The organism is Actinoplanes sp. NPDC026623 (assembly GCF_040638275.1).
Taxonomy (GTDB): domain Bacteria; phylum Actinomycetota; class Actinomycetes; order Mycobacteriales; family Micromonosporaceae; genus Actinoplanes.
The window spans coordinates 1-5,359 of the sequence record NZ_JBEZXZ010000338.1 but is presented as its reverse complement, the minus strand read 5'-3'; the positions used below and the strand labels follow the sequence as shown (position 1 = coordinate 5,359).

At 74.2% G+C, this 5,359-nt stretch carries 6 protein-coding genes; 2 read left to right on the top strand and 4 right to left on the bottom strand.

Translation table 11 applies throughout. From position 1 onward, the window contains the following. Both AB0F10_RS43955 and mce read left to right on the top strand, forming a co-directional pair. Positions 1–285, top strand: a 285-nt coding sequence (locus AB0F10_RS43955; RefSeq protein ID WP_360640185.1) for a hypothetical protein, incomplete at its 5' end; no start/stop codon positions are given. Beyond that, on the top strand, positions 282–716 hold the full coding sequence (gene mce, locus AB0F10_RS43950) for a methylmalonyl-CoA epimerase (protein ID WP_360640182.1): 435 nt from the start codon (positions 282–284) through the stop codon (positions 714–716). The genes AB0F10_RS43955 and mce, both read left to right, overlap by 4 nt. Here the strand turns inward: mce and AB0F10_RS43945 are convergent. The 4 genes from AB0F10_RS43945 to AB0F10_RS43930 all read right to left on the bottom strand — a co-directional run. Next, the gene (locus AB0F10_RS43945; RefSeq protein WP_360640188.1) at positions 703–1,494 is read right to left on the bottom strand and encodes a carbon-nitrogen hydrolase family protein; all 792 of its coding nucleotides are present in this window, start codon (positions 1,492–1,494) and stop codon (positions 703–705) included. The two genes, mce and AB0F10_RS43945, sit on opposite strands and share 14 nt — an antisense overlap. Continuing rightward, on the bottom strand, positions 1,494–2,903 hold the full coding sequence (locus AB0F10_RS43940; protein WP_360640179.1) for a class I adenylate-forming enzyme family protein: 1,410 nt from the start codon (positions 2,901–2,903) through the stop codon (positions 1,494–1,496). The genes AB0F10_RS43945 and AB0F10_RS43940 overlap by 1 nt, the downstream gene beginning before the upstream one ends. Positions 2,904–2,982: 79 nt before the next feature. Then, positions 2,983–3,564 (bottom strand): thioesterase domain-containing protein, encoded by a 582-nt coding sequence (locus AB0F10_RS43935; protein ID WP_360640176.1) that lies wholly within the window; start codon positions 3,562–3,564, stop codon positions 2,983–2,985. 161 nt (positions 3,565–3,725) lie between these two features. Then, positions 3,726–5,359 (bottom strand): LuxR C-terminal-related transcriptional regulator (locus tag AB0F10_RS43930; RefSeq protein ID WP_360640173.1); only part of this gene is annotated, 1,634 nt, incomplete at its 5' end.

Here is a 5,359-nt window from a genome sequence, read left to right as displayed (position 1 = left end):
TGCAGCGCCACCGAGCAGACCGGCATCGCCGAGCTGTGGGCCGCGCTGCGCGAGCACCACGAGCACGGGCTGGCCTCGGGAACGCTGCGGCAGCGCCGCCGCGAGCGGCGGGTGGCCCGGCTGCGCGCCGGGGTCCGGGAGGCGCTGCTGCGGCCGCTGGCCGGCGACCCGGCGGTGGCGGCGGTGGAGGACGAGGTACGCCGCGGCGTCCGCACGCCCGGCGAGGGCGCCGAACTGATCGTGGCCGCCGTCCGGCGCCGCATGACCGAAGGAGTAATCGCATGAACGTCCCCGGCATCACCGGCATCGACCACGTCGGCATCGCCGTCGCCGACCTCGACGAGGCGCTCGAGTTCTACGAGCAGGTGTTCGGCCTCACCTGCGTGCACACCGAGACCAACGAGGCGCAGGGCGTGCGCGAGGCGATGCTGCGGGTCGGCGACGACCCGGCCGGCCCGCGGCTGCAACTGCTGGCCCCGCTGACGCCGGACTCCCCGATCGCCAAATTCCTCGGCAGGCGGGGCCCGGGCATCCAGCAGATCGCGTACGCGGTGAGCGACGTGCGGGCCACGGCCGAGGCGCTGGCCGGGCGCGGGGTGCGGATGCTCTACCCGGAGCCGCGTACCGGAACGGCCGGCTCGGCGGTCAACTTCGTGCACCCCAAGGACGCCGGCGGCGTGCTGGTCGAGCTGGTGGAGCCGGCTAGCGCTCGGTGACCGGGCCGTACAGCTCGGGGCGGCGATCGGTCAGGTAGCCGGTCGTCGCCCGGGCCGCCGCGATGACCTTCCGGTCGATCTCGGCGAACAGCAGCTCCTCGCGCGGCTCCTCGACCCGGGACACCCCGCCGTCCGGAGCCGCCACGGTGGACAGCCCGCAGAACCGGACGCCCTGGTTCACGCCGAGCCAGTTCGTGTACGCGACGTACAGCTGGCTTTCGAACGCCCGGGCCGGGACCAGGATCCGGGCCACCAGCTCCCACGGCGCCATCAGTGCGGTCGGCACCACGAGCAGCTCGGTGCCGGCCAGCGCGTGCGCCCGGACGATCTCCGGGAACTCCACGTCGTAGCAGATCAGCAGCCCGACGGTCAGCTCGCCGAGGCGGGCCTGGACCACGGCGTCCGACCCGGGGGTGAACTGCGGCTCGGCCGGGCGGTACAGGTGCGTCTTGCGGTAGCGGGCCAGGCCGTTTCCGGTGCGGTCCACCAGGCGTACGGCGTTGAGCAGGCGCCCCTCGTCGGTCTCCGGCCAGCCGTACACGATGGCCAGCCCGTGCTCGCGGGCGATCCGCCGCACCGCCCGCCCGGCCATCGCGTCGGCCGGCCCGGCCACCTCGGCCAGGACGTTCCCGCTCAGCGGATAGCCGCCCACCGACATCTCCGGCGTGACCAGCAGCTCGGCGCCGCCCGCGGCGGCCCGGGCGGCGACCGCGTCGAGCCGCTCGAGGAACCGCCCGGTGCCCGGCTCGCAGGCGGCCTGCCAGCAAGCGATCCGCATCACGCCGCCTCGGTGGCGAGCCGCTGGAGGCGGATCTTGTCGACCTTGCCGTTGCGGTTGAGCGGAAAGCCGTCCAGCACCGTCACCCGGTTCGGCTGCTCGTACGCCGGCAGCAGGTCCTGCAGCACGCCGCGCCAGTGCCCGGCGTCGCGGCCGGTCTCGTCCTCCACGAAGAACACCAGCAGGGAGCCGGCCTTGTCGTCGGGCACCGGCACCACCCGGGCCCGGTGACCGGCCTCGCCGATCCGGCGCTCGATCAGGTCCGGGTAGATGGTGTAGCCCATCCGGTGCACGGCGTGCTTGCGGCCCAGCACGTACAGGTTGCCGTCGGCGTCGAGCCGGCCCAGGTCGCCGGTCCTGGCCCAGCCGGCCGGTGCCGGGTCCAGCTCGCCGTTCTCGGTGAGGTGCCCGGTCAGGCCGTCCGGGGTGTCGATCTCGATCTCGCCGATCTCGCCGGCCGGCCGCCCGGCGCCGTGGTCGTCGACGATCCGCGCGCGCAGGCCGGGCATCACCCGCCCGCAGGCGACCGGGTTGTCGATCGTCGCGAACGAGACGTTGCCCAGCTCGGTGCTGCCGTAGCTGTCCAGCAGCGGCATGCCGAACTCGGACTCGTACTCGTTGACCAGCGCCTGGTCCAGCGGGGCGGCGCCGACGCACAGCATCCGGGCGGCCCGGTAGCCCTCGCGCAGCGCGGCCCGCCGCCGGGACAGGCCCAGCATGCTGCGGTAACTGGCCGGGGTCGCGTCGATGACCGTGGCGCCGGTGTCGGCGGCCATCCGCAGCGACTGGTCCAGCCGGCGGTACGGCGCGATCACCAGCGAACACCGCACCTGCCAGGCGATCAGCACCATGGACAGGCCGTACTGGTGCGCGAACGGCAGCAGCGGGAGCAGGACGTCGTCGCTGCGGTGCCCGATCTGCCGGGCGTTGCGCTCGAGGTTGCGCAGGAACGCGCCGCCGGACTTCACCACGCACTTGGGCGTCCCGGTGGAGCCGGAGGTCCGCATGATCAGGCCGTCCGGCAGCGCGGCCCAGTCGTCGAAGCACAGCGCGCCGGGCGGCACCCGGCGGCCGGCCGCGTCGACCAGCAGCTCATACAGCCGGGTCGGCAGCAGGTCCGCGTCGACCATCGCGTCCTCGTCGGCCAGCACCAGCTTGGCGCCGCTGAGCGTGGCGACCGAGCGGGTGTCGGCGACGTGCTCCTGCTGGTCGCAGAGCACGATGGACGCGCCCAGGTGCATCAGCGCGAACAACGTCTTCAGGTATCCGGACGAGTTGTCGCCCTTGAGGATCACCCGGGTGCCGAGCGTCACGCCGCGTTCGCGGAGAACGTCGGCCACCCGCAGGGCGTCCTGCTCGAACTCGGCGCGGGTCTGCACGCTGTCGGCGGCGAATACGGTCGGCTTCACGGCTCCTCCTCGTACCCCGGCCGGGGTTCGAGATCAACGCTAGGCAGCGCGCGAGCCGGGCCACACCCTTGTTCTGCCCCTACTCGCCGTGGAATCCGAGCAGCTCATCATGGATCAGATTGGCCAGCGCGGTGCCGAACCCGCGGTGATCCGAGCGGGCCGGCACGTGCTCGACGACGCTGCCCGCCGTGCTGTACGCGCCCCAGCCGTTGCCCACCGGCTCCCGGCCGGCCGCCACCGCCACGATCCGCCCGCTCAGCGGCGGGTCCCCGGCCGTCTCCGGCGGCGCGTCGCGTTCCATCACGAACAGCGCGGCGACCCGGGCGCCGGTCTCACGCTCCAGCTGACCGGCGACCCGGAAGGCCAGGTAGGCGCCGGCGCGATGGCCGAGGAACGCGATCGGCCGGTCGGTCCAGCCGGACAGCGCCCCGAAGCACTTGGTGGCCAGGCGCTCGGTGTCCGGGATCCACGACGAGCCCGGCGGGGCCGCCGGATAGCGCACCGCGAGAACCTCCACGGTGGGCAGCAGCAGGTCCGCCAGCGGCAGGTAGCCGACCGGGGTGTCCAGCGTGTTCGGAAAGCAGATCAGCCGGAACGGGGATTCGTGGTCGGCCGTCGTCACGCGCATCAGCTCGACGTCGTCCGGTTTTGCCTCGTTCACGGTGGTTTCCTTCGTTCAAAGTTTCAGTTCCTCCATTCTTCTGACTGTCGGCGGCTTGCCTACCCGTGAGTTACAAAACCGGGACGCCTTAGGAGGTCCGCGCAAAAGAACAGGGGCACCGATCCGGATTTTCCGGACCGATGCCCTTGACTCGGCGGATTTCACCCCGCAGACGCGGACCGCAGGCGCATCGGCTCCGGGCCGGCCAGGCTCAGCGGCAGGTCCCGGCGGCGCTTGAGGTTGAGCTTGCGGTAGATCCGGGTCATGTGCTGCTCGACCGTGCTGATCGTGATGAACAGCTTCGCCGAGATCTCCCGGTTGGTGTGCCCGTGCGCGGCCAGCACGGCGACCCGCATCTCGGCCTCGGTGAGCGTCTCGCCGTCGGGCTGCTCCAGCACGGCCGGCGCCTGCTCGGCGTCCGCGTGCTGCGGCATCAGCGTCTCGCACAGCGGTTCCGCGCCGCACGCCTTGGCGACGTACCAGGCCTTGCCGGTCAGGGTCCGTCCACGTTGGAGGTTGCCGAGTTCGCGGAAGGCCCGGCCGAGCGCGCCGAGCGCCATCGCCAGCCGCACCTTGTCGCCGTCGCGTTCCAGGATCTCGACCGCCTCGCCGAGCGCCTGCATCCGGCCGTGCGGATCCCCGGTGCTGCCCAGCACGCCGAGCGCGGCGGCCCGCAGCGCGTCGTTGCCCGGCCGCAGCCGGCGCAGCTGCCGGTTGGCCAGGCTGGCCGCGCGTTCGGTGTCGCCCAGCGCCAGCCAGGCCTCGGCGGCGTCCAGCCGCCACGGCGCCAGGGCGGGCGAGTCGATGCCCCAGCGTTCCTGAAGCTCGCCGCAGGCCATGAAGTCGCCGAGCGCCGCGTGACTGCGCCCGGTGGCCAGCCGCCAGCGCCCGCGCGCCCGCAGGTGCCGGACCCCGCCCAGGGTCTGCGCCATCGCCTGCGGCGCGGGCAGCCCGAGCATGCCGAGCGCCTCGTCCGGCTGCCCGGCGACGGTGCACGCCTCGATCAGGGTGGCCGCCGGGAACGCCAGCCCGGCACCCCAGGACGGCGCCGGCAGCAGCGTCAGCGCCGCCCGGCCCAGCGCGATGGCCTGGGTCAGCTCGCCGCGGCGCAGCAGGATCTCGGCCTTGGCGGCGGTGAACATCGCCTGCCAGGCCGGTGCCTGCCGGCGGGCCGCCTCGTCGATCAGCCGGCTGGACCAGGCCGTGGCCAGGTCGAGCCGGCCGGCGAACAGCAGCGCGTGCACGGCCAGCAGCACCGGCTGGGCGGTGCCGTCGTTCAGGTGGTAGCGCTGCAGGACCAGCACCGCCTCGGCGGACGAGCCGGTGGACAGCGCCGTGCTGACCGCGTACGCGGCGTGCAGGAAGGGGTCGTCCGGCGCGCCGGCCGTGCCGTCCGCGGTGAGCGGGCCGGTCGGCTGCAGGTTCAGCGCGTCCAGGCGCGGGCGCATCGGCGGGCAGAACATGCCCAGCCAGCGGGCCGCCGAGGCGAGCGCGTCGGCCGGCACGTCGCCGGCCGCGGCCAGCTCGCAGACCAGGCCGGCCGCCTGCTCGAGCCGGCCGGCCCAGGCCAGGTAGGCGATCGTCTGCGCCACCTCGGGCCCGCCGAGCCGGTCGCGCCGCGCGTCGTCGGCCAGGTCGTCCAGGTGGGCCGCCGCGGCCGCCGGCGATCCGCGCCAGAGCAGCCGGGTCAGCCGGATCCGGACCCCGGCCCGCGCCCGGTCGTCCGGCGCCGCCCGCAGCGCCGCCTCCAGGCAGCGGCAGGCCAGCTCGGGGGAGCCCTCGGCGAGCGCGTGCC